We start from the raw sequence: 21,383 nt of genomic DNA, 5'->3' as shown, positions 1-21,383 counted from the left end.
CGCCGCGGCGTGAAGGAACGCGAATCGTGATCATCCCGCGCTGGAGCGCGGCGGACGGATTCAGGCGGCGCGGGCCAGGCCGCCTACCAGCACCGGCAACGGCAACTCGCGGCTCAGTGCGCGCTCCAGCAGGTCGCCGGCCATGTCCAGGCAGGAGCCGCAGGTGGCGCCACAGCCCGTGCGCATGGTCAGTTCGGACACGCTGCGGCAGCCGGCTTCGGCGGCTTCGCGGATCTGGCGATCGGTGACCCCATTGCAGATGCAGACGTACACGGCGGGCTTGGCGGCGAACGGCGCGGACTGCGCCTGCCGCCATTCAAACCAAAGTGAGAATGGTTGTCAATTCCGCCCGTTAATCGTTATTAATCCGCGCCACCCAGGGCCCGCCGCGCTTGCGGGGCCGCTTGCGCGGCCGATCGTGCCCGGCGGTATTGCCCGGCAACCAGGCCTCCTGGGCCAGGGTCGGCATGGCACGGATGCCGGCGCCGGCGATGGTCTGCGCCAGCGGCGCCAGATGGCGCAGCGCCCGCGCGTAGACGCCACGCTTGAACAGGACCACGTGCTCCACCGGGTACCAGAAATCGACCCAGCGCCAGTGGTCGAACTCCGGCGTCTCGGTCAGTTCCAGGTTCAGCTGGCTTTCGTCGCACTGCATCCGCAGCAGGAACCAGACCTGCTTCTGGCCGATGCAGACCTGGCGTTCGTTGCGGCGGATGGCCCGGCTGGGCAGCCTATAGCGCAGCCAACCGGGGGTGGCGCCGAGCACTTCCACATGCTCGGGCAACAGCCCGGTTTCTTCGCGCAACTCGCGGTACATGGCCTCCACCGGGGTCTCGTCGGTGTTCATGCCGCCCTGCGGGAACTGCCAGCCGTCCCGGCGCACACGGCGTGCCCAGAACACCTGACCATCCGGCCGCATCAGCACGATGCCTACGTTCGGTCGATAGCCGTCCGGATCGATCACGATGCGGACTCCTGAAAAATCTACTGGCTCCGACTCTGCCATGGCTGCGGCCGGGCCACAAGCTGCGCAGAAACCCGTTGACAGCCGCCCGCGTCTCCATAAGAATTGGCGGTTCACCAGGGCTATGTAGCTCAGCCGGTTAGAGCACAGCACTCATAATGCTGGGGTCGGTGGTTCGAGTCCACCCATAGCCACCATGGTGTGTACGCCCAAGGCGTGCGATACTTGCAGTCCACATTGCCCCGTCGCCAAGCGGTAAGGCACCTGACTCTGACTCAGGCATTCGGTGGTTCGAATCCATCCGGGGCAGCCAAACACACAAAAAAGGCCGATCGAAAGATCGGCCTTTTTTGTGTGTTTGGCTGCGGGTTCGCGCAGGCGCGTAGCGCCTGCGCCCCACGCCTTGCTGCGCAAGGCGCGGGCCCCGGCCTTCCGCCTCCACATCCCCGCGCCTGTCGGCGCGCCCCCTTGGACTCCAAGGGGGCTTTTCACCAGACAGTTGATGCAGCTTGACGCAGTGAAGCCTCGATGGGCGAGCCGTGATCACCTTCCACGCCCGCTGAACGCCGACACTGTGTCAGGCGACGGAATCGCGAGGATCCATCGACGCTACCACTGCCCAGCTCCGCCAACCAGATGGAATGCCGGCCAGCAAGACGCGGCGCCGAACCCCCAGACGACAAAAGCCCGGCCGAAGCCGGGCTTTTGCTTGGTCCCAGCGGGTTCCCGAGGGAACCCACGCCAGGCGCGATGGATCAGCGCTTGGAGAACTGGGTGGCGCGACGGGCCTTGTGCAGACCGACCTTCTTACGCTCGACTTCGCGGGCGTCGCGGGTCATGAAGCCGGCCTTGCGCAGCTCGGTCTTCAGGGTTTCGTCGTACTCGACCAGCGCGCGGGCGATGCCCAGGCGGATCGCACCGGCCTGGCCGGTGGTGCCGCCGCCGGTGGCGGTAACCAGGATGTCGAAGCTTTCGGTGTTCTTGGTCAGCTCCAGCGGCTGGCGCACGATCATGCGCGCGGTCTCGCGGCCGAAGAACTCGTCCAGCGGACGGCCGTTGACGGAGATGTTGCCGGTGCCCTTGCGCAGGAACACGCGGGCAGTGGAGGACTTGCGGCGGCCAGTGCCGTAGTTTTGCGAAATCGCCATGATTAGATATCCAGAACCTGCGGCTGCTGAGCGGCGTGCGGATGCTCCGCACCGGAATAGACCTTGAGCTTGCGGTACATCGCGCGGCCCAGCGGGCCCTTGGGCAGCATGCCCTTGACCGCGATTTCGATCACGCGCTCCGGGTGGCGCTCCAGCGCCTGCTCCAGGCTCTCGGTCTTCAGGTTGCCGATGTAGCCGGTGAAGCGGTGGTACTTCTTGTCCTTGAGCTTGTTGCCGGTGACGACGATCTTCTCGGCGTTGATCACCACCAGGTAATCGCCGGTATCGACGTGCGGGGTGTAGACCGGCTTGTGCTTGCCGCGCAGGCGGCGGGCCAGTTCGGTGGAAAGCCGGCCCAGCGTTTTGCCGGCGGCGTCGACGAGATACCAGTCGCGCTGGACGGTCTCGGACTTAGCAGTGAAGGTGCTCATGATCAGACTCGGTTGGTCGGGCGGATTCCTGCGGTGAACGGCCGGAACTTTGCCACGCGTTGTGAATTGCAAAAACGCAAGAGGCGAAATTCTACGCGGCCCGGTCGCCCTGCGCAAGTCCACCCTGGTGGGCGGACACGGGACGGGCCGTGCGCTTGGCAGTGCGCCGGCCGGCGGCGAAAATCGGGGTCCCCACCGCTTCCGGGCTTTCCCCATGACGGCCAGTCGCCAGCATTCCCCGCTCGATCGCGCCCTGGTCGAGGCCCAGCGCGCGCTGGAGACCGTGTTCGGCGACCCGCCGGCGCAGCGTCCCTACCCTGCCGCGGCCACCGCCGATGTGGTGCTGGCGCCGGACGAGCGCCGCCATGCCGCCGGCCTGATGCGCATCAACCATGTCGGCGAGGTCTGCGCGCAGGGCCTGTACTTCGGCCAGGCCGCGGTCGCGCGGGACCCGGCCACACGTGCGCACCTGCTGGAGGCGGCGCAGGAAGAAACCGACCATCTGGCCTGGTGCGCGGCGCGGCTGCGCGAACTGGACAGCCGCCCCAGCCTGTTCAATCCGCTGTGGTACGCCGGCAGCTACACGATCGGCACCCTGGCCGGGCTGCGCGGCGACGGCTGGAACCTGGGCTTCGTGGTCGAGACCGAGCGCCAGGTCGAAGCGCATCTGGACGAACACCTGCAGACCCTGCCGCCAGCGGACCTGCGCAGCCGCGATGTGCTGAAGGTGATGAAGGCCGACGAGGCCCGCCATGCCGAGCACGCCGAACAGGCCGGCGCGCGGCGCCTGCCCCCGCCAATTCCCACGGTCATGGCCGCAGCGTCGCGGCTAATGAAGGCCGTCGCCTATCGGCTGTAGCCGCCCGCCGGTCGGGCCGGCACCACCCCGACTGGCATTGCCGGCCGGATCGGAGTAAAGTGAACGAACGCTGACTGATTCCACGTCGGCGCACGCCGTTCCAGCTGCGGCACCGCCATGTGCCGCAGCCACCGATGTACCCGTGCCGAGCCGCGCCCGCGTGCGCTCCGCCTGCCGACTGCCATGCCCGTATCTTCGCTCCACCTGCCATCGCCCCGAACCCGCTGGTTGTCGCGCCTGCTGTTCGCGACCCTGTTCGCGCTCGGCGGCGGCGCCCTGCTGCATCACCTGCTCGGCGACTACCGCCAGGCCAGCGCGATCCTGCGCGACCATTCGGTCGCCACCGTGCCGGTGATCGCCGACGGCGCCTTCGGCGTGCAGACCGAGCCACTGGTGCGCTACCGCTTCCATTACGTGTTCGAGAGCAGGGGCCGCCTGCACAGCGGCGCCTTCGAAGCCAGCGGCGCCGAAGCCGCGCCGCTGTTGCTGGACGGCGCCACCGTCGAGATCGCCTACGCCAACGCCGACCCTTCGCGCTTCGGGCGCCTGGACCAGTTGCAGCACGCCGGCAACCTCGGCAGCGTGTTCACCCGCGCGATGATCGCGCTGTCGATCGCCGCCCTGCTGGCGGTGGTGGCGCACCGGCTGCTGATCGGCCGGGTGCTGACCCGGCGCCGCATCGCCGCTGCCTGAGTTCCCGTGCGCGCCGCGCTCAGTGCGCGACCAGTTTCAGCCCGATCACCCCGACCACGATCAGGCCGATGCAGGCCAGCCGCGCCGGCGAGGCGCTGTCGCCGAACAGGACGACACCGAGCACGGCCGTGCCCAGCGCACCGATCCCGGTCCAGATCGCATAGGCGGTGCCCAGCGGGATGTGCTTGAGCGCCTGGGTCAGCAGCCACAGACTGATGCCTGCGCCGGCGATGGTCCCCAGGGTCGGCCACAGCCGGGTGAAGCCTTCGCTGTACTTGAGGCCGAGGGCGAAACCGATCTCGAACAGGCCGGCGAGCAACAGGTAGATCCAGGGCATTGTCTTTCTCCGTAGACAAATCCAAATGAAAACGGCCCGATGTCTGCACATCGGGCCGCCGTCGGCAGGGGTCGCAGCGCAGGCTGCGGGCGGGCCGTCCCGCCGGTGTGGAGACTGCTTACTCGGACAGGTTGCGCCCGTGGAACAGCTCCTCGATCTCGCGCTTGAGCAGCGCCTCGATGCGCATGCGCTCCTTGAACGAGAGGTTCTTGGCCTTTTCCTCGAACAGGTACTGGTCCAGGTCGAAGTCCTTCAGGTGCATCTTGGTGTGGAAGATGTTCTCCTGGTAGACGTTGACGTCGAACATCTCGTAGCGCGACTTGACGTTCTTGGCCAGGAAGTTCTGGATCGAGTTGATCTTGTGGTCGATGTAGTGCTTCTTGCCCTTCACGTCGCGGGTGAAGCCACGCACGCGGTAGTCCATGATCACGATGTCCGATTCCAGGCTCTCGATCAGGTAATTGAGGGCCTTCAGCGGCGAAATGACGCCGCAGGTGGCGACATCGATGTCGGCGCGGAACGTGGCGATGCCGTGCTGCGGATGGGTTTCCGGGTAGGTATGGACGGTGATGTGGCTCTTGTCCATGTGCGCGACCACGGCGTCGGAGATGATCTCCTTGCCAGCGGCCTTCTTGTCAATGACCGGCTCTTCGGAGATCAGGATCGTCACCGAGGCGCCCTGCGGATCGTAATCCTGGCGCGCGATGTTGAGGATGTTGGCGCCGATGATCTCGGCCACATCGGTGAGGATCTGGGTCAGGCGATCGGCGTCGTACTGCTCGTCGATGTACTCGATGTAGCGCTGGCGCTCCTCTTCGGAGATCGCGTAGCAGACGTCGTAGATGTTGAAGCTCAACGCCTTGGTGAGGTTGTTGAAACCTTGCAGCCTCAGGCGAGGCAACGGCTTGACCACGGCGTGGATCCTCTGGAAGTGGGGGGGAAAGACAATCAATTATGAGCCAAATGGCCCGGCTGCGAAACGTGGCGTCCGTCTCTTGTTTGCCGCCGCGAACGCGTCCCGTTAAGCTTCAGGAATTACGCCGTAGCGAAGCCGCCATGAGCCCCGGAAACACATCCACTGCAGCACCTGTGCGCATCGCTCCAAGTCCTCTGACGTTGGACACCGCCACCATCGACCGCTTCCTGGCCCACAGCCACCGTCGCCGCTACCCGGCGCGGACGGACGTGTTCAGGCCAGGCGATCCGGCCGGCACCCTCTACTATGTCGTCAGCGGCTCGGTCAGCATCATCGCCGAAGAAGATGACGACCGCGAGTTGGTGCTGGGCTATTTCGGCAGCGGCGAGTTCGTCGGCGAGATGGGCCTGTTCATCGAGTCCGACCAGCGCGAGGTGATCCTGCGCACCCGCACCCCGTGCGAGCTGGCCGAGATCAGCTACGAGCGCCTGCACCAGCTGTTCCTGGGCTCGCTGTCGTCCGACGCGCCGCGGGTGCTGTACGCGATCGGCGTGCAGCTGTCCAAGCGCCTGCTGGACACCTCGCGCAAGGCCAGCCGCCTGGCGTTCCTGGACGTCACCGACCGCATCGTGCGCACCCTGCACGATCTGGCCCAGGAGCCGGAGGCGATGAGCCACCCGCAGGGCATGCAGTTGCGCGTGTCGCGGCAGGAGTTGGCGCGGCTGGTCGGCTGCTCGCGCGAGATGGCCGGCCGGGTGCTGAAGAAGCTGCAGGTCGACGGCATCCTGCACGCCCGCGGCAAGACCGTGGTGCTATACGGCGCGCGCTGACCGCCATGGGTCGCTAGGCCCGGCGCGATGGTGCTGAGCGAGACCTTCTACTGGTTCGTGCTGGTCGGCCTGGCCGCGCAGCTGGTGGACGGTGCGCTGGGCATGGCCTTCGGCCTGGTGTCCTCGTCGGTGTTGCTGAGCCTGGGCCTGCCGCCGGCGGTGGTCAGCGCCAGCGTGCACAGCGCCGAGGTGTTCACCACCGGTGCCTCCGGGCTGTCGCACCTGGCCTTGGGCAATGTCGAAAAGCGGTTGTTCCTGCGCCTGGCGCTGCCGGGCATGGTCGGCGGCGTCGCCGGTGCCTACGTGCTGACGCAGCTGCCGGGCGAGCTGATCCGCCCCTTCGTCTATCTGTACCTGCTGGCCCTGGCGGTGTTGATCCTGCTGCGTGCGGCCGGCCGTGCGCTGCCGCGCCGCGAGGTGCGGCGGGTGCCGCTGCTGGGCTTCGTCGCCGGCCTGCTGGACGCCAGTGGCGGTGGCGGCTGGGGACCGGTGGCGACCTCGACCCTGCTCGCCCACGGCGGCCAGGCCCGCACCACCATCGGCACGGTCAACGCCGCCGAGTTCCTGGTGACGCTGTCGATCTCGCTGACCTTCTTGCTGACCATGGGCGTGCAGCACCTGGACATCGTGCTCGGCCTATTGGTCGGCGGCATGCTCGCAGCGCCACTGGCGGCGCTGCTGGTCAAGCGCGTGCGCGAGCGCTGGGTGCTGGTGGCGGTCGGCCTGCTGGTGCTGGGCATCAGCCTGTATCAGGTGGGTGGGGCGCTGTTTCGGTGGGTGGGCTGACGCGCGGGATTGGGGAGTCGGGATTGGAGATTCGCAACGGCGGCGTTCTGCGCGCCTGAGGCATCTGCTCTGGTGGACTGATCTGCGGTCAGGTCGCGTTCGCCTTTCCTGCGGCCGCTGGCGCGATGATCGCGGCCGGGACGCTGCAGCGCCGATGGCACGCGTCTCGCCCGCCCCCTGCCCCGCGAGACCGCCATGCACCGTGCCATCCCGCTCCTGCTGGCCTTGCTGTGTCTGGCGCTGCCGGCGCCACACGCACGGGCCGACGACGCCTTCGCCCGGCTCGGGCGGGGGGTCAACATCCTCGGCTACGACCCGCTGTGGAACGACCCGGCGAAGGCGCGCTTCCGCCCGCCGCTGTACCGCACGATCCGCGACGGCGGCTTCCGTACGGTGCGGGTCAACCTGCAGGCCTTCGCGCACATGGACGCGGCCAACCGGCTCGACCCGACCTGGCTGAAGACGCTGGACACGGTGGTCGACCAGGCCACCGCGGCGGGCCTGAACGTGATCCTGGACGAACACGATTTCCACCCCTGCGCCGCCGATGCGGCAGTGTGCCGGACCAAGCTGCTGGCGTTCTGGAGCCAGATCGCCCCGCGCTATCGCCACGCGCCGCCATCGGTGCTGTTCGAGATCCTCAACGAGCCCAACGGCCAGATGACCAGCGCGGTGTGGAACGACCTGCTGCGTGATGCGCTGCAGATCATCCGCCGCGACAACCCGACCCGCACGGTGGTGGTGGGCCCGGGCAACAGCAATTCCTTCACCGCGCTCGACAGCCTGCGCCTGCCCGACGACGACACCCACCTGCTGGTCACCGTGCACTACTACAACCCGTTCCGCTTCACCCACCAGGGCGCGCCGTGGGCCCCTGCGGACATCCGCGACCACACCGGCGTGGCCTGGGGCAGCGCGGCCGACCGCACCAAGCTATATGGAGAATTCGACCGCATCGCGGCCTGGGCCAAGGCGCACCACCGGCAGGTGCTGCTGGGCGAGTTCGGCGCCTACGAGCAGGCGCCGCCCGCCAATCGCCTGGCTTGGACGGTGGCCGTGGTCAACGCCGCGGAGAAACGGCATTTCGCCTGGGCGTACTGGGAATTCGAGGGCAGCTTCGGCGCCTACGACATCGACCGCGGCCAGTGGGTCGCGCCGCTGCACCATGCGCTGGTCGGCAGCGACGGCACCTACGCCAAATTCGGCGGCTGATCGCCGCAGGGCGGGCGCGGCGGCATCGGCGCGAACGGCGCTGACGAGGCGCGGGTAGACACCGCGTCCCGAATGCGCCGCAGCGCCGTGACTTACTCGGAGCCGACGGCCTCGCCGGCGCGGTCGCGGCAGCCCCAGTTGAGGATGGGCGTGCCGGAGGGCAGCAGCCGGCGAAACACCGCCACCGCGCCGTGCTTGGGATTGACCACCACCGGCGCGGCCGCGGCCTGCAGCAGCGGCAGGTCGGCGGTGCTGTCGGAATAGGCCATGGCGATCTCGCCGTAGCCCAGTTCGCGCAGCATGCGCATCTTTTCCTCGTTGTGGCAGTGGCGCGTGGCGGTGACCGCGCCCAGGCGCGGGCCGATCAGGCTGCCGACCACCGGCACGTCCTGGTGCGCGACGAAGCCGAGGATGGCGCGTGCCAGTTCCGGTGGCGCGCCGGTGGCGACCACCACGCGGTCGCCGGCGGCACGGTGCCGGGCGAACACGTCCAGCGCCTGCGGCAGCAACCGCTGGCGGATCTGCGCCTGATGCTGCAGCACGTACTGGTCGATGATGCGGTTGAACTCGCGCGCGCGGCGCAGGCCGAAACTGGCGATCCAGACGTAGCCGGAGATGCCGGTGCGCCGGGTCGGCAGCATCGCCACCAGCGGCCCCAGCAACGGCGTGGCCAGCACCGCAGCGGCCAGGCGCAGCGGATTGCGCTTGATCAGCCAGGCGAACAGATGGCTGCCGGAATCGCCGTCGTACAGGGTGTGGTCGAAATCGAACACCACCAGCGGCGCATCGGCGCGCGGCAGCGGGTGCGGACTCGGGCTCTGCCCGCTCATGCGGCGAAGAACAGCTGGCGCAGCGCCTCGCCCGGCTCCTCGGCGCGCATGAACGCCTCGCCGACGAGGAACGCGTGCACGCCGGCGCCGCGCATCAGCGCCACGTCGTCCGGGCCGAGGATGCCGCTTTCGGTGACCAGCAGGCGATCGCGCGGCACCGCGTTCTGCATCGACAAGGTGGTCTGCAGCGACACCTCGAAGGTGCGCAGGTTGCGGTTGTTGATGCCGATCAGCGGCGCCGGCACCTGCAGCGCGCGCTCCAGTTCGTCGATGTCGTGCACTTCCACCAGCACGTCCATGCCCAGTTGCAGGGCAAGCGACGACAGCTCGGCCAGTTGCAGGTCGTCCAGCGCGGCCACGATCAGCAGGATGCAGTCGGCGCCGAGCGTGCGCGCCTCGTACACCTGGTACGGATCGATGGTGAAATCCTTGCGCAGCACCGGCAGCGTGCAGGCATCGCGCGCCTGCTGCAGATAGCGGTCGTGGCCCTGGAAGAAGTCCTCGTCGGTCAGCACCGACAGGCAGGCGGCGCCGCCGAACTCGTAGCTGACCGCGATGTCGGCCGGATGGAAGTCCGGGCGGATCACGCCCTTGGACGGGCTGGCCTTCTTGACCTCGGCGATCACCGCCGGATCGCCGTTGGCGATGGCGGCCTGCAGCGCGCGGGCGAAGCCGCGGGTGGGCGGCATGGCCTCGGCGCGGGCGACCAGCTCGGCCAGCGGCACGCGCGCGCTGCGCTCGGCGATCTCGTCGGCCTTGCGGGCGAGGATGGTGCGGAGAATGTCGCTGCTCATGCGGTTGGGATCCTGGGGGATGGCTGGATTATCGGCGATGCGGGGTAAAGAAGGGATCGGGACCCGGGACCCGGGACCCGCAACAGCCTAGGCCGCCGTGCACGTGTTGCAACTGACGACTGGATGGCCGGACGCGAATCGCCGCAGATCGGCGAACTGCGCTCCTACCGGGTCCCGGGTCCCGGGTCCCGGGCCCCGACCAGACCCTGCGTACACGCCACATACGCCTCCAACTTCGTCCGCGCGCGCCCATCGGCGATGGCCGCGCGCGCCAGGGCGATGCCGGCGCCGATGTCCTCGGCCAGGCCGGCCACGTACAGTGCCGCGCCGGCGTTGAAGGCGACGATGTCCAGGGCCGGGCCGGGCACGTTGTCGAGCACGGCGCGCAGCATCGCCATCGATTCGGCGGCGTCGGCGACCTTGAGGTTGCGGCTGGCCGACATGGCGATGCCGAAATCCTCCGGGTGCACCTCGTACTCGCGCACCTGGCCGTCGCGCAGTTCGCCGACCAGGGTGCCGGCGCCGAGCGAGAGCTCGTCCATGTCGTCGCGGCCCCACACCACCAGCGCGCGCTCGGCGCCCAGTTCCTGCAGCACGCGCGCCTGGATGCCGACCAGGTCGGGGTGGAACACGCCCATCAGGATGTTCGGCGCACCGGCCGGATTGGTCAGCGGGCCGAGGATGTTGAAGATGGTGCGCACGCCCATCTCGCGCCGCACCGGCGCCACCACCTTCATCGCCGGGTGATGCACCGGCGCGTACATGAAGCCGATGCCGGTGGCCGCCAGCGCCTGCGCCACCTGTTCGGGCTGCAGCTCGATCGCCGCGCCCAGCGCTTCCAGCGCGTCGGCGCTGCCGGACTTGGAGGAGACGCTGCGGTTGCCGTGCTTGGCGACCTTGGCGCCGGCCGCGGCGGCCACGAACATCGCGCAGGTGGAGATGTTGAAGGTGTGCGAGCCGTCGCCGCCGGTGCCGACGATATCGACCATGTGGGTGCGGTCGGCGACCGGCACGGTGCGCGAGAACTCGCGCATCACCACCGCCGCGCCGGCGATCTCGCCGACCGTTTCCTTCTTGACCCGCAAGCCGGTGAGGATGGCCGCGGTCATCATCGGCGACACCTCCCCGCGCATGATCTGCCGCATCAGCCCGACCATCTCGTCGTGGAAGATCTCGCGGTGCTCGATGGTGCGCTGGAGGGCTTGCTGGGGGGTGATGGTCATGGGGGAGGATCTGCTCGTAGGCTGGAAGATGGGAAGCACCGCAACGAATGCGGTCAGCGCGCCTGCGTCGGCCGCGGCATGCGCAGGCGCCCTTGCGCCAGCACCTCGAAGTAGTCGGCCGGGCCGCCGGCGCGCAGCAGGGTGGCGACCGCGGCCGGGTCGTAGATCCCGTCCTGCAGCGCGTGCTCGGCGATGTGCACGCCAACCACCTCGCCCAGCACCAGCCAGGTCTCGATCGGCTCGCCACGCGCGCTTTGCAGCGGCAGCAGCTGGCTGAGCCGGCATTCGAAGCTGACCGGGCTGGCGGCTACCCGCGGCACCCCGATCAGGCGCGACGGCGCGGCGGCGAGGCCGGCCAGCGCGAACTCATCCACCTCCGGCGCCACCGCCGCGGAACTGGCGTTCATCGCCTCGGCCAGCGGCCGCGTGGCCAGGTTCCAGGTGAACTCGCCCGTGGCCTCGATGTTGCGCACGCTGTCCTTCCAGCCGATGCTGGCGAAGCCGACGATCGGCGGGACGTAGTTGAAGGCGTTGAAGAAGCTGTAGGGCGCCAGGTTGGCGACGCCGTCGGCACTGCGCGAGCCGATCCAGCCGATCGGCCGCGGCCCGACGATGGCATTGAACGGATCGTGCGGCAGGCCGTGGCCGTTGGCCGGTTCGTAGAAATGGAAAGCGTCGTTGCGATCGTGCATCAGAGCAGGGTCCGGCAGTGACGGAAGGCGCGGCGGTGGTCGCGCCGCAGCGCGCTCAGCGCTCCAGGAAGTTCTTCAACAAGGCGTGGCCATGCTCGGTGAGGATGGACTCGGGATGGAACTGCACGCCCTCGACCGGGAACTGGCGATGGCGCAGACCCATGATCTCCTCCACCGTGCCGTCGTCGTGTTCGGTCCAGGCCGTGACTTCCAGACAGTCGGGCAGCGTGGTCTTCTCCACCACCAGCGAGTGGTAGCGGGTGGCCTCGTAGCGGTCCGGCAGGCCAGCGAACACGCCGCGGCCTTCGTGGCGGATGCGCGAGGTCTTGCCGTGCATGATGGTGCCGGCGCGCACCACCTGCCCGCCGTAGACCTGGCCGATGCTCTGGTGGCCCAGGCACACGCCCAGGATCGGCGTGCGCTGGCCCAGCCGCTCGATCAGTTGCAGCGACACCCCGGCCTCGTTCGGCGTGCACGGCCCCGGCGAGATGACGATGCGCTCGGGCGCCAGGCGCTCGATCTCGTCCACGCTGAGCGCGTCGTTGCGCACCACCTTGACCTCGGCGCCGAGCGCCTGCAGGTACTGCACGAGGTTGTAGGTGAAGCTGTCGTAGTTATCCAGCATCAGGACGGTCATCGACTTAACCTATTGATTTAAATTGCATGTCTTGGGGAGAGAGCGCCGATCCGCGTGCGGAACTGACACGATGGCTAGGTGCGGTGCAACCGCATCGCATCGTCCGCGCCCGCCATCGTGGCTGCGCAGAACCCGCAACGACAGCACGGGAAGCGGCTGACCGCGCATGCATGCATGCCGCCGAGCCGTGGAGGGAGGCGCCGGCTCCACGGACGCGGGCGAGCGGACAGGCGCCGTGGCGCACGGCAGGCATGGGCGTCGTGGATCGATTGGGGGACAAGACAACTCTCCTTCGCTGGGAGCCGCCATGCCGGGAGCCGAGGGGAGCCGCCACCGGTCACGGCGGCGAACGTGCAGTCATGGACCGCAGGGGTGCGCCGCTTCTAGGAGAAGCGCCACCAGTGCACCACGTTGAACGGGATGTTGCGGGTCATGCACTCGGCCACTTGATCGATGGAGGGTCCGGCCACCGCTGCAGGCAGCGGCGACGGGCCGGTTCCGAGTGTAATGCCCGCGTTCGGCACTGTCGATTGCGCGCCGCGCCGGTCGCGTCGCCCGGGCAACGGAGCACGCGAACACGCTGCGGCGCCGCTCCGGCGACGGCGAGCACGCCGCGCCAGCGGCCCGTTGCCGCGCTCCGTGACGGCACGGCGGACCGGTCGACCTTCCGATCCGCCGGTCGCCGCAGGCGCTGCGCTCAAACGTCCAGCGGATGTCCGGCAAAGGTGGCGACCGCCTCGCGGAACGTGGCGACGATCGGACGCGCGTCGTCGCTGCGCCAGACCAGATAGAGCCTCACCCGCAGTTTCAGCCACGCCAGATCGCGGAACACGATGCCGGCCGGCGCGCGCTCCTTCAATGCGGACTGGACCAGCGCCACGCCGAGTCCGGCACTCACCAGGTACAGCGAGGCCAGCGGATCCGAGGTCTCGTAGGCGATGTCCGGCGTGAAACCGGCATCCTGGCAGGCGGCGAGCAAGGCCGAGCGGATCGTGTCCACCGGCTGGCGCGTCACCGCGATCCAGGTCTGCCCGTCGAGCTGCGCTGGCTTGATGCTGCGCGAGCGGGACAACGGATGCCCCTTCGGCAGTGCCAGCGTCAACGGCTCGTCGAGCACCAGGGCGCCGCTCAGGCCGGCATCACGCTCCGGCAGCCTGTAGGCGAGTCCGACGTCGAGCATGTGTCGGCGCAGGTAGTCGAACTGCACCGCGGTGCCCAGTCCCTGCAGCGACAGCAGCACGGACGGGCTGGCGATCCGGAACGCGCGCACGCTCGGGCTGACCACGTTCGCATACATCGCGCCCTCCACATAGCCGATCGCCAGGCGCCCGGCGCTGCCAGCGCCGAGACGCCGCGCGAAGGTCTCGACCCGATTGGCGTTGGCCATCAGCGTCCGCACTTCGCCGAGCAGATCGCGCCCCTCCTGGGTGAGCCGGATGCGCTGCTTGCTGCGCTCGAACAACAGCACACCCAACTGCTCCTCCAGCTGCTTGATCTGCCTGCTCAGCGGGGACTGCGAGATGTACAGCTGTTCGGCCGCGCGACCGACGTTCTCGGTTTCGGCCACCGCAACGAAGTACCGAAGCTGGCGCAGATCGAGCATGGGGTGTGTCCTTTTGGGTCTCAACTTTCCCATATTCCGTCTTGGACGCCCAGCGGCCCGACGGCCATCCTGCGCATCGCCGAGCCGGCGCCGACCCGCGCGCAGCTCCACTCCCCCAACAGCGGACAGAACACCATGCACATCCTCCACCTCGATTCGAGCATCCTCGGCGATGCGTCCGCGTCCCGAGCGCTGACGGCATTGGTCGTGACCCAGTTGCTGGCACACGCGCCCGCGGCACAGATCCGCTACCGCGATCTCGTCGCGGAGGCGATTTCGCATCTGGACGGCCCCATCGCGGCTGGATTTCGCCCCTTGACCGCACAGGCGGACACAGCAAGCGTGGCCGCCGAGCATGCGCGATCCGAAACGCTCGTTGCCGAATTCCTGGCCAGCGACGTCGTGGTCATCGGCGCGCCGATGTACAACTTCTCGGTCGCCACGCAACTGAAAGCGTGGATCGACCGGATCGTGCAGCCCGGCCGGACCTTCCGCTACACGCCGGACGGTCCGGTAGGCCTGGCCACTGGCAAGCACGTGGTGATCGTGACCACGCGCGGCGGCGTCTACACCAGCGGTCCGCTCGCGCCACTGGACTTCCAGGAGCCCTATCTCAAGGCCACGCTGGGCTTCATGGGCATCACCGATGTGCATGTCGTCCGTGCCGAACCCCTGTCGAAAGGCGATGTGCTGGCCACACAGGCCATGTCCGCCGCCCGCAGTGCCGCGACCGACGTCGCGCGCCAGATCGCCCTGCACTGACCACCCCACACCTGCTCGAGGAATCCGCATGCTCTACATCGTCGCGTTGACCTACATCCGCCCGCCCGAGGACATCCAGGCGCATCTCGATGCACATCGGCACTGGCTGGCGCACCACATCCAGGCAGGCCGCATCCTGGCGGCAGGACCCAATGCGGACAAATCCGGGGGGATCGTGCTGGCGTCATGCACGAGCCGCTCCGAGCTCGACACCATGATGGCGGACGACCCGTTCGTGACCCAAGGCCTGGTCGCGGTGTCGGTGCAGGGCTTCGAGCCGGCGATCCGCGCCGACGCACTGGCCGCGCGCTGGGCAAGCGCCGCTGCCGTGGTCTGCGTCCAGCCCGCCTGAGCACACGGCAAAGGAATTCCATGGCATTCACCATCAAGCTTCTTGCAGGCCTTGCGGTCGCCGGCGTACTCGCCGCCAGTGCGTTTCCGCAGTCGAGCCGGGCCGAGACGCTCCGCGCTGCCGTGCCGAACATCGTGCTGGTGCACGGTGCATTCGTCGACGGATCGAGTTGGGGAGAGGTCGTGCGGCGACTGCAGCGCAAGGGCTACCACGTGACGGCCGTGCAGAACCCGCTGACCTCGCTGGCCGACGACGTCGCCGCGACCCGCCGCGTGCTGGCGCGTCAGGAGGGGCCGGTCCTGCTCGTCGGGCACTCCTGGGCGGGCGCGGTCATCACCGAAGCCGGCAATGCCGACAACGTCCGCGGCCTGGTCTATCTTTCCGCCCTCGTGCCCGACAGCAACGAGTCGGTCGCCGACCTGCTGACCCGACTGCACGCGCCCATGGACGGCCTGACGCCCGATGCGGACGGATTGGTGTGGCTCGACGCGCCGACGGCCTTTCGAACCGTCATGGCCGGCGATGTGCCGATGGACAAGGTGCGCGTGCTCGCCGCCACGCAACAGCCCATGGCCGCGCGCGCCTTCGCCGACAGGATTTCGCATGCGGCATGGCACAGCAAGCCCAGCTGGTATCTGGTCACCGACAACGATCACGCACTGCCGCCGACGATCCAGCGGCAACTGGCGCACGACATCGGCGCGCAGGTCCGGCACGTGGCGTCCAGCCATCTGTCGCCGGTGTCGCACCCACAGGTGGTCGCCGATTTCATCGACCACGCGGCGCGCGACGCAGCACGATGAGCGGCTGGCCCATGCCTGGGCGCCACCGCGCGGCGCGTCGGGCGGATTAGCCGAGGCACCACGCTGGTGTCTGCCGCACGTCGCGCGGCACCAGACTCATTGCGCGATCAGGAAGACCGCATAGACGTTTTCGGAAAGGGTGAGGGTGCCGGCTTCGAGGGATTCGGCCAACGGCGCCGCGGCCGCGCGATTGCCCGTCACCTGGATGGCGTCCAGGCTGTATCCGTAGCCGTCGCCAACCTGGCTTCGCCCTCCTTGCCATGTCCCTGCCTGAATTCCGTAGGCAAAGTTGGGGGCGACCGTGGAAATCGTGTACAGACCGCCCAGCGACACCCCGTAGGCGCGTGCCAACTCTTGTGCCGAGACACGCGTCTGCTCAACCGCCTGGCGCTTGAGTTCAGCGCGCACCTCCGCTTCCTTGGTGTAGGCGGGAGTGATCGCGGAGACCTGCAGAGACTGGCTGGTCTTCAACCCGGCCAGGAACTGGCGCACATCGTCGAGCGTGGAAAAGTCGGCAGACAATGTGCGTTGCACCTTGGTCCCCTTGAACACCTGACGGTCATTCTCATAGCGCCGTTCCGGCGCGATCGACAAGGTGGACGCCTGTACGCTGTTGCTCAGGGCATGGTGCTGCTTGAAGGCGGACAGGACACTCGCCGCATCCTCCTGCACCCGCGCACGTGCCGCTTCCGGCGCAACATCGACCGCTTCCAACGTCAATTTGATATTGAAGCGATCAGGAATCACCTCGCGCTGCGCCTCACCCTTCACCAACAAATGCGGCTGCGACGGCAGGCTGTTGACCTGTGCGCTGACGACGAGCGGCGAGGCCAGCACCGCGGCAAAGGCCCAGGCAACAAGCGTGCGGATGTTCATCGTCCTCTCCTCGGTGGAATATCAGCCGGCCGCACGCGGCGCGCCCGACTGGATCAGCGCCGCGAAATCCGCGATCAACGCATCGACCGCCGCATCCTGCGTCGCCCATGAGGTCACGAAGCGGATCACCCAGCGGCCATCGCCCAGTGCCTGCCAGCGCTCGAAGTCGTAGCGCTGCGCCAGGGTCTCGACCGCGGCGGCGGGCAGGATCACGAACAGCTGGTTGGTCGGCGAGTCCGAGGCGAATTGCGCACCCGCCGCGGCCAGCCCGGCGCGCAGCCGCGCGGCCATGCGGTTGGCGTGCGCGGCCAGCTGGTAGAACAGCCCGTCCTCGAACAGCGCGGCGAACTGCGTGCCCAGCACCATGCCCTTGGCCAGCAGCGCGCCGCGCTGCTTGAGCAGGTAGCGAAAATCCGCTTTCAAGGCCGGGGCAACGATCACCAGCGCCTCGCCGAGCAAGGCGCCGTTCTTGGTACCGCCGATGTAGAACGCATCGGTCAGCGCGGCGACGTCGGCCAGCGTCAGGTCGTTGCCCTCGGCGGTGAGCGCGCTGCCGATGCGCGCGCCGTCCAGGAACAGCAGCAGGCCGTGCGCGTCGCAGAACGCGCGCAGCGCCTGCAGTTCGTGCCTGCGGTACAGCGTGCCGACTTCGGTGGTGTTGGACACGTAGACCAGCCGCGGCTGCACCATGTGCTCGTTGCCATGCTCGGCCAGCAGCGGCGCGATCCGCTCCGGCGTGAGCCGGCCGTCGGCCGCGTCCACGGTGAGCACCTTGTGCCCGGTGGCCTCGATCGCGCCGGTCTCGTGGGTGGCGATGTGGCCGCAGGCCGCGGCGATCACCGCCTGGTGCGGGCGCAGGAACGCGGCAATGGCGGTGAGGTTGGTCTGGGTGCCGCCGACCAGCAGGTGCACGTCGGCGTCGGCGCAGCCGATCTCGGCGCGGATCAGCTGCGCGGCGCGCGCGCTGTGCCGGTCCAGGCCATAGCCGGCGTTCTGCTCGTCGCTGGCCGCGGCCAGTGCGGCGAGCAGGCGCGGATGCGCGCCTTCGCTGTAGTCGTTGCGGAAGCCGATCCGCGGCGATGCGGCGCCGCTCACAGCCCCTTCGCCGCTTCGGCGACCGCACGGAACAGCGCGCGGCCCTTGTTCATCGTCTCGTCCCATTCGGCCTGCGGGTCGGAGTCGTAGACGATGCCGGCGCCGGCCTGCACGTGCAGGCGGCCATGCTTGATCACCGCGGTGCGGATGGCGATGGCGGTATCGGCGTCGCCGTGCCAGCCCAGGTAGCCGATGCTGCCGGCGTAGACGTTGCGCTTGATCGGCTCCAGCTCGCGGATGACTTCCAGCGCGCGGATCTTCGGCGCGCCGCTGACGGTGCCGGCAGGGAAAGTGGCGCGCAGCACGTCGGCGTAGCTGAGGCCGGGCAGCAAGGTGCCGGTGACTTCGCTGACGATGTGCATGACGTGGCTGTAGCGCTCGATCACGAAGCGCTCGCCGACCGCGACGCTGCCGGCCTGCGAGACCCGGCCCGCATCGTTGCGGCCCAGGTCGATCAGCATCAGGTGCTCGGCGCGCTCCTTCGGATCGGCCAGCAGTTCCGCCTCCAGCGCCTGGTCCTCTTCCGGGGTCTTGCCGCGCGGCCGGGTGCCGGCGATCGGGCGTACGGTGACCTGGCCGTTCTCCAGCCGCACCAGGATCTCGGGCGAGGAGCCGACCACCTGGGTGTCGCCGACGTCGAGGAAATACATGTACGGCGACGGATTCAGCGCGCGCAGCGCGCGGTACACGTCCACCGGGCGCGCGGTGAACGGCACGCTCAGGCGCTGGCTCAGCACCACCTGAAAGATGTCGCCGGCGCGGATGTAGTCCTTGGATGTCTCCACCGCGGCGATGAAGCCTTCGCGGGTGAAGCCGGAGACGAAATCGCTCTCGTCCAGCACGTCGCGCGCCAGCGGCGCGGGGTAGCCGGCGCCCGGCTGACGCAAGGTGGTGGTGAGCGCATCCAGGCGCGCCTGCGCACGTTCCCAGGCCTCGGCCTCGGTCGGGTCGGCATGCACGATCAGGTACAGGCGGCCCTTGAGGTTGTCGAAGACCGCCACTTCCTCGGACAGCATCAGCAGGATGTCCGGCGTGTCCAGCTCGTCGCGGGCGACGGCGCCGGCCAGGCGCGGCTCGATGTAGCCGATGCATTCGAAACCGAACCAGCCGACCAGGCCGCCGGTGAAGCCGGGCACGCCCGCCAGCTTGGGCACCACATGCTGCGCGCGCAGCGCCTCGACCTCGGCGAAGGGATCGGCGACCTCGCGGCGCTCGACCAGTTCGCCATGGTCGCGCACGTCCAGGGTATGCCCGCGGAAGGTGTACACGCGGCGCACCGGCAGGCCGATGATCGAGTAACGCCCGAAGCGCTCGCCACCTTCGACCGATTCGAACAGGTAGGTGTGCGGGGCGTCGGCGAGCTTGAGATAGACCGACAGCGGCGTGTCCAGGTCGGACAGCACTTCGCGGACGACGGGGATGCGGGTATGACCTTCAGCGGCGTAGCGCTGGAACTGCTCGCGGGTAATCAAGACGGCTTTCCTTCCGGGACTCGGTGACAGGGCGGACGACGGCTGCAGGCCACCATCGCCACGCACGGCGAGCGGAAGTGAGGGAAAGCGGGGTCGTCAGGCTGGGCACGGCGGCTACTTTACCGCAACTGCGGCGACTGGCAACGGTTGCAGGCGCGACCGATCGATCGCGGTGTAGAAGCGGTCGGCGAGGGTGTCGCGTCGGGGCTGAAGTCCCTCCCACATGGGCGCACTTGCCCAGTGCGCCGTGTGGAGTCAAAGGTGTGCGCTCTGGTCATCGCGTGCGCATCCACGATCGACCCGATCATCGTAACGCCGCCTGTCGTAGGAGCGGCTTCAGCCGCGACGGGCGTCGCGGCTGAAGCCGCTCCTACGAGAGCAACACGCGAGCAACACGAGCGCAGATGGATGGCGTGCGCTGCGGCCCACTAGCCTCGGCGCGCCTGCAGCAACGGCGACGCCGGCGGCAGGTGCATGCGCAGGCGACCGGGCACGCAGTCGATGCGGAAGTGGCGCGAGGTTTCCGGCTCGCCGTCCAGGTTCAAGGTCAACGGCTGCGCCGCCTCGATCCGCAGCCACGGCAGGCATGTGCGCACCGCCACCCGCTCCAGCGCGGCCTGCTTGCCGGCGGTGACCAGGGTGCCCAGGGTCGCGGCGACCTCGCCGGTCAGCTCCGGCACCAGGGTCAGGTCGAGCAGGCCGTCGTCGAGCAGCGCGTCCGGGCACAACACCTGGCCGCCACCGGCCTGGCGGCCGTTGCCCAGGCCGAGCGCGATGAAATCGCCTTCCCAGGCAAAGTCCGGCCCCTCGAAGCGCGCGCGGATCGGGTCGATCCGGCCCAGCCGGCTCATGCCGGTGACCAGGTAGGCCAGCCCACCGAGCATCTTCTTCAGGCCTTCGTCGGTCTCCACCGTGACCTGGGTGCCGAAGCCGCCGCTGGCGACGTTGGCGCACCAGTGCGGGCCGTGCTCGGCTTCGATGCGCAACAGGTCGATCGGCAGCGCCGGCGTGCGTGCGATCAGCTCCAGTGCCTCCAGCGGCGGCAACGGAATGCCGGTCGCGGTGGCGAAATCGTTGGCCGTGCCCAGCGCCACCAGGCCCAGGGCCGGCAGCGCCGCAGCCGGTTCCTGGCGATGCGCCAGCGCCGTGGCGACCTCGCTCAGGGTGCCGTCGCCGCCAGCGGCGACGATGCAGGCCGCGCCGTCGGCCACCGCCTCGGCCACGTAGCGTTCGGCATCGCCCTGCTCCCAGGTCACCCGCACCTGCAGCGCCACGCCGCGCGCGCGCATGGCCATGACCGCCTCGCGCAACGCCTCGTCGCCGGCCGATTTGCCGTTGAGGATCAGACGCCAATGCGCTGCGGCCATGCGAACCATCCCAGGGTGAAGCGGCCACGCTAGCCGGCGCGGCATGGGCGATGCGTGAATCCAGGCGCGTGCGTTGTCATACGCGCGTCACCGAGCGTCCGGAACATGGGAGGCCATAGCAAGGAAGACGGATGGAGGCAGGATCAGCCTCCGATTTCTCTCCCAGGGGCCGCACCGGCGACGGTGCGGTTCTTTTCTTTTGGCCGCCCGGCGCCGCTCAGCCGGCGGCGAACCGGGCCAGCGCCTCGCCCTGCAGCCGGTACACGGTCCACTCGTCCTGCGCGCGGGCGCCGACCGCTTCGTAGAAGTCGATCGCCGGCTGGTTCCAGTCCAGCACCGACCATTCGAAGCGGCCGCAGCCCTCGGCCACCGCCTGCCGCGCCAGATGCTGCAGCAGCGCCTTGCCGGCACCCACGCCGCGGTGCGCCGGATCCACGTACAGGTCCTCCAGGTACAGGCCGTTGCGGCCGAGCCAGGTGGAATAGTTGTAGAAGTACACCGCGTAGCCGATCGGCTGGCCGTCGGCCTCGCAGATCAGCGCATGCGCGCGGGCGTCGGCGCCGAACAGGCTGGCACGCAGGCCGGCCTCGTCGGTCTGCACCGCGTCCTCGGCGCGCTCGTAGCGCGCCAGGTCGCGGATCAGGCGCAGGATCAGCGCCGCGTCGTCGGCCACCGCCGGGCGGATGTGCAGCGCCGCCATC

25 protein-coding genes and 2 tRNA genes are annotated in these 21,383 nt (G+C 68.8%); 10 read left to right on the top strand and 17 right to left on the bottom strand.

The features are described 5' to 3' along the window. Positions 1-60: 60 nt before the first annotated feature. A complete protein-coding gene (locus GGR71_RS18185) occupies positions 61-273 on the bottom strand; it encodes a (2Fe-2S)-binding protein (protein WP_160958029.1) in 213 nt (70 codons plus the stop codon). Between the two features lie 79 nt (positions 274-352). Further along, entirely contained in the window at positions 353-964 is a 612-nt protein-coding gene (locus GGR71_RS18180; protein WP_160958032.1) for an RNA pyrophosphohydrolase, read from the bottom strand. Between the two features lie 120 nt (positions 965-1,084). Here GGR71_RS18180 and GGR71_RS18175 point away from each other — a divergent pair. Together GGR71_RS18175 and GGR71_RS18170 are read left to right on the top strand one after the other, a co-directional pair. Next, a tRNA-Met gene (locus tag GGR71_RS18175) sits at positions 1,085-1,161 on the top strand. 41 nt (positions 1,162-1,202) lie between these two features. Beyond that, positions 1,203-1,277, top strand: a tRNA-Gln gene (locus tag GGR71_RS18170). 442 nt (positions 1,278-1,719) lie between these two features. Here GGR71_RS18170 and rpsI read toward each other — a convergent pair. Both rpsI and rplM read right to left on the bottom strand, forming a co-directional pair. After that, the gene (rpsI, locus tag GGR71_RS18165) at positions 1,720-2,112 is read right to left on the bottom strand and encodes a 30S ribosomal protein S9 (protein ID WP_010341421.1); all 393 of its coding nucleotides are present in this window, start codon (positions 2,110-2,112) and stop codon (positions 1,720-1,722) included. 2 nt (positions 2,113-2,114) lie between these two features. Then, positions 2,115-2,543 (bottom strand): 50S ribosomal protein L13, encoded by a 429-nt coding sequence (gene rplM, locus GGR71_RS18160; RefSeq protein WP_010341420.1) that lies wholly within the window; start codon positions 2,541-2,543, stop codon positions 2,115-2,117. A gap of 214 nt (positions 2,544-2,757) precedes the next feature. On the opposite strand from rplM, the gene coq7 reads away from it, so the two are divergent. Together coq7 and GGR71_RS18150 are read left to right on the top strand one after the other, a co-directional pair. Continuing rightward, a complete protein-coding gene (coq7, locus tag GGR71_RS18155; protein ID WP_160958034.1) occupies positions 2,758-3,402 on the top strand; it encodes a 2-polyprenyl-3-methyl-6-methoxy-1,4-benzoquinone monooxygenase in 645 nt (214 codons plus the stop codon). Between the two features lie 183 nt (positions 3,403-3,585). Then, entirely contained in the window at positions 3,586-4,095 is a 510-nt protein-coding gene (locus tag GGR71_RS18150; protein ID WP_237474264.1) for a hypothetical protein, read from the top strand. A 19-nt stretch (positions 4,096-4,114) separates the two neighbouring features. On the opposite strand, the gene GGR71_RS18145 is transcribed toward GGR71_RS18150, so the two are convergent. Together GGR71_RS18145 and speD are read right to left on the bottom strand one after the other, a co-directional pair. Then, a complete protein-coding gene (locus GGR71_RS18145; protein ID WP_160958037.1) occupies positions 4,115-4,432 on the bottom strand; it encodes a DMT family transporter in 318 nt (105 codons plus the stop codon). A 118-nt stretch (positions 4,433-4,550) separates the two neighbouring features. Continuing rightward, positions 4,551-5,345 carry an adenosylmethionine decarboxylase gene (gene speD, locus GGR71_RS18140; RefSeq protein ID WP_017910332.1) on the bottom strand — a complete coding sequence of 265 codons (795 nt, stop codon included), beginning with the start codon at positions 5,343-5,345 and terminating at the stop codon, positions 4,551-4,553. A gap of 143 nt (positions 5,346-5,488) precedes the next feature. On the opposite strand from speD, the gene crp reads away from it, so the two are divergent. From crp to GGR71_RS18125, 3 genes are all read left to right on the top strand, one after another. Beyond that, on the top strand, positions 5,489-6,178 hold the full coding sequence (gene crp / locus GGR71_RS18135) for a cAMP-activated global transcriptional regulator CRP (protein WP_010341415.1): 690 nt from the start codon (positions 5,489-5,491) through the stop codon (positions 6,176-6,178). A 27-nt stretch (positions 6,179-6,205) separates the two neighbouring features. Further along, positions 6,206-6,964, top strand: coding sequence for a sulfite exporter TauE/SafE family protein (locus GGR71_RS18130; RefSeq protein WP_048489301.1), 759 nt, complete (start codon positions 6,206-6,208; stop codon positions 6,962-6,964). Between the two features lie 195 nt (positions 6,965-7,159). Next, the gene (locus GGR71_RS18125; RefSeq protein ID WP_160958039.1) at positions 7,160-8,176 is read left to right on the top strand and encodes a glycoside hydrolase family 5 protein; all 1,017 of its coding nucleotides are present in this window, start codon (positions 7,160-7,162) and stop codon (positions 8,174-8,176) included. Between the two features lie 92 nt (positions 8,177-8,268). Here GGR71_RS18125 and GGR71_RS18120 read toward each other — a convergent pair whose 3' ends face one another. The 6 genes from GGR71_RS18120 to GGR71_RS18095 all read right to left on the bottom strand — a co-directional run bounded on the left by GGR71_RS18120 (position 8,269) and on the right by GGR71_RS18095 (position 13,955). Further along, positions 8,269-9,006, bottom strand: a complete 738-nt coding sequence (locus GGR71_RS18120) for a haloacid dehalogenase-like hydrolase (RefSeq protein WP_160958041.1) — start codon at positions 9,004-9,006, stop codon at positions 8,269-8,271. Beyond that, on the bottom strand, positions 9,003-9,800 hold the full coding sequence (gene trpC / locus GGR71_RS18115) for an indole-3-glycerol phosphate synthase TrpC (RefSeq protein WP_010341411.1): 798 nt from the start codon (positions 9,798-9,800) through the stop codon (positions 9,003-9,005). Before trpC ends, GGR71_RS18120 begins: the two co-directional genes overlap by 4 nt. 164 nt (positions 9,801-9,964) lie before the next feature. Continuing rightward, positions 9,965-11,023, bottom strand: coding sequence for an anthranilate phosphoribosyltransferase (gene trpD, locus GGR71_RS18110; protein ID WP_160958044.1), 1,059 nt, complete (start codon positions 11,021-11,023; stop codon positions 9,965-9,967). A gap of 53 nt (positions 11,024-11,076) precedes the next feature. Continuing rightward, complete coding sequence (locus tag GGR71_RS18105) at positions 11,077-11,715, bottom strand: flavin reductase family protein (RefSeq protein WP_160958047.1); 639 nt, start codon at positions 11,713-11,715, stop codon at positions 11,077-11,079. Between the two features lie 55 nt (positions 11,716-11,770). After that, positions 11,771-12,352 (bottom strand): anthranilate synthase component II, encoded by a 582-nt coding sequence (locus tag GGR71_RS18100; RefSeq protein WP_019799299.1) that lies wholly within the window; start codon positions 12,350-12,352, stop codon positions 11,771-11,773. Positions 12,353-13,049: 697 nt separating this feature from the next. Then, complete coding sequence (locus tag GGR71_RS18095) at positions 13,050-13,955, bottom strand: LysR substrate-binding domain-containing protein (RefSeq protein ID WP_160958049.1); 906 nt, start codon at positions 13,953-13,955, stop codon at positions 13,050-13,052. Positions 13,956-14,090: 135 nt separating this feature from the next. Here GGR71_RS18095 and GGR71_RS18090 point away from each other — a divergent pair, with 135 nt between their 5' ends. The 3 genes from GGR71_RS18090 to GGR71_RS18080 are packed head-to-tail and all read left to right on the top strand — an operon-like array spanning position 14,091 to position 15,872. Next, positions 14,091-14,717: an FMN-dependent NADH-azoreductase gene (locus GGR71_RS18090; protein ID WP_160958051.1), complete on the top strand. Its 627-nt coding sequence runs from the start codon at positions 14,091-14,093 to the stop codon at positions 14,715-14,717. 28 nt (positions 14,718-14,745) lie between these two features. Further along, positions 14,746-15,069: a YciI family protein gene (locus GGR71_RS18085; protein ID WP_160958053.1), complete on the top strand. Its 324-nt coding sequence runs from the start codon at positions 14,746-14,748 to the stop codon at positions 15,067-15,069. A gap of 20 nt (positions 15,070-15,089) precedes the next feature. Continuing rightward, positions 15,090-15,872, top strand: coding sequence for an alpha/beta fold hydrolase (locus GGR71_RS18080; RefSeq protein WP_184452186.1), 783 nt, complete (start codon positions 15,090-15,092; stop codon positions 15,870-15,872). A gap of 96 nt (positions 15,873-15,968) precedes the next feature. On the opposite strand, the gene GGR71_RS18075 is transcribed toward GGR71_RS18080, so the two are convergent. The 5 genes from GGR71_RS18075 to GGR71_RS18055 form a co-directional block, all read right to left on the bottom strand. Beyond that, the gene (locus GGR71_RS18075) at positions 15,969-16,742 is read right to left on the bottom strand and encodes an SIMPL domain-containing protein (RefSeq protein ID WP_456362639.1); all 774 of its coding nucleotides are present in this window, start codon (positions 16,740-16,742) and stop codon (positions 15,969-15,971) included. Between the two features lie 27 nt (positions 16,743-16,769). Next, positions 16,770-17,843: an aminotransferase class I/II-fold pyridoxal phosphate-dependent enzyme gene (locus GGR71_RS18070; protein WP_160958058.1), complete on the bottom strand. Its 1,074-nt coding sequence runs from the start codon at positions 17,841-17,843 to the stop codon at positions 16,770-16,772. After that, on the bottom strand, positions 17,840-19,315 hold the full coding sequence (trpE, locus tag GGR71_RS18065) for an anthranilate synthase component I (protein WP_160958060.1): 1,476 nt from the start codon (positions 19,313-19,315) through the stop codon (positions 17,840-17,842). Before trpE ends, GGR71_RS18070 begins: the two co-directional genes overlap by 4 nt. A gap of 428 nt (positions 19,316-19,743) precedes the next feature. Then, positions 19,744-20,682, bottom strand: a complete 939-nt coding sequence (gene yegS, locus GGR71_RS18060; protein ID WP_160958063.1) for a lipid kinase YegS — start codon at positions 20,680-20,682, stop codon at positions 19,744-19,746. Between the two features lie 217 nt (positions 20,683-20,899). Next, positions 20,900-21,382, bottom strand: a complete 483-nt coding sequence (locus tag GGR71_RS18055; protein WP_160958065.1) for a GNAT family N-acetyltransferase — start codon at positions 21,380-21,382, stop codon at positions 20,900-20,902. Position 21,383: the final 1 nt, after the last annotated feature.

The organism is Xanthomonas sp. F1, from assembly GCF_014199855.1.
Note: the sequence above shows the minus strand (reverse complement) of the source record. Positions and strands in the feature narration are given on the sequence as shown.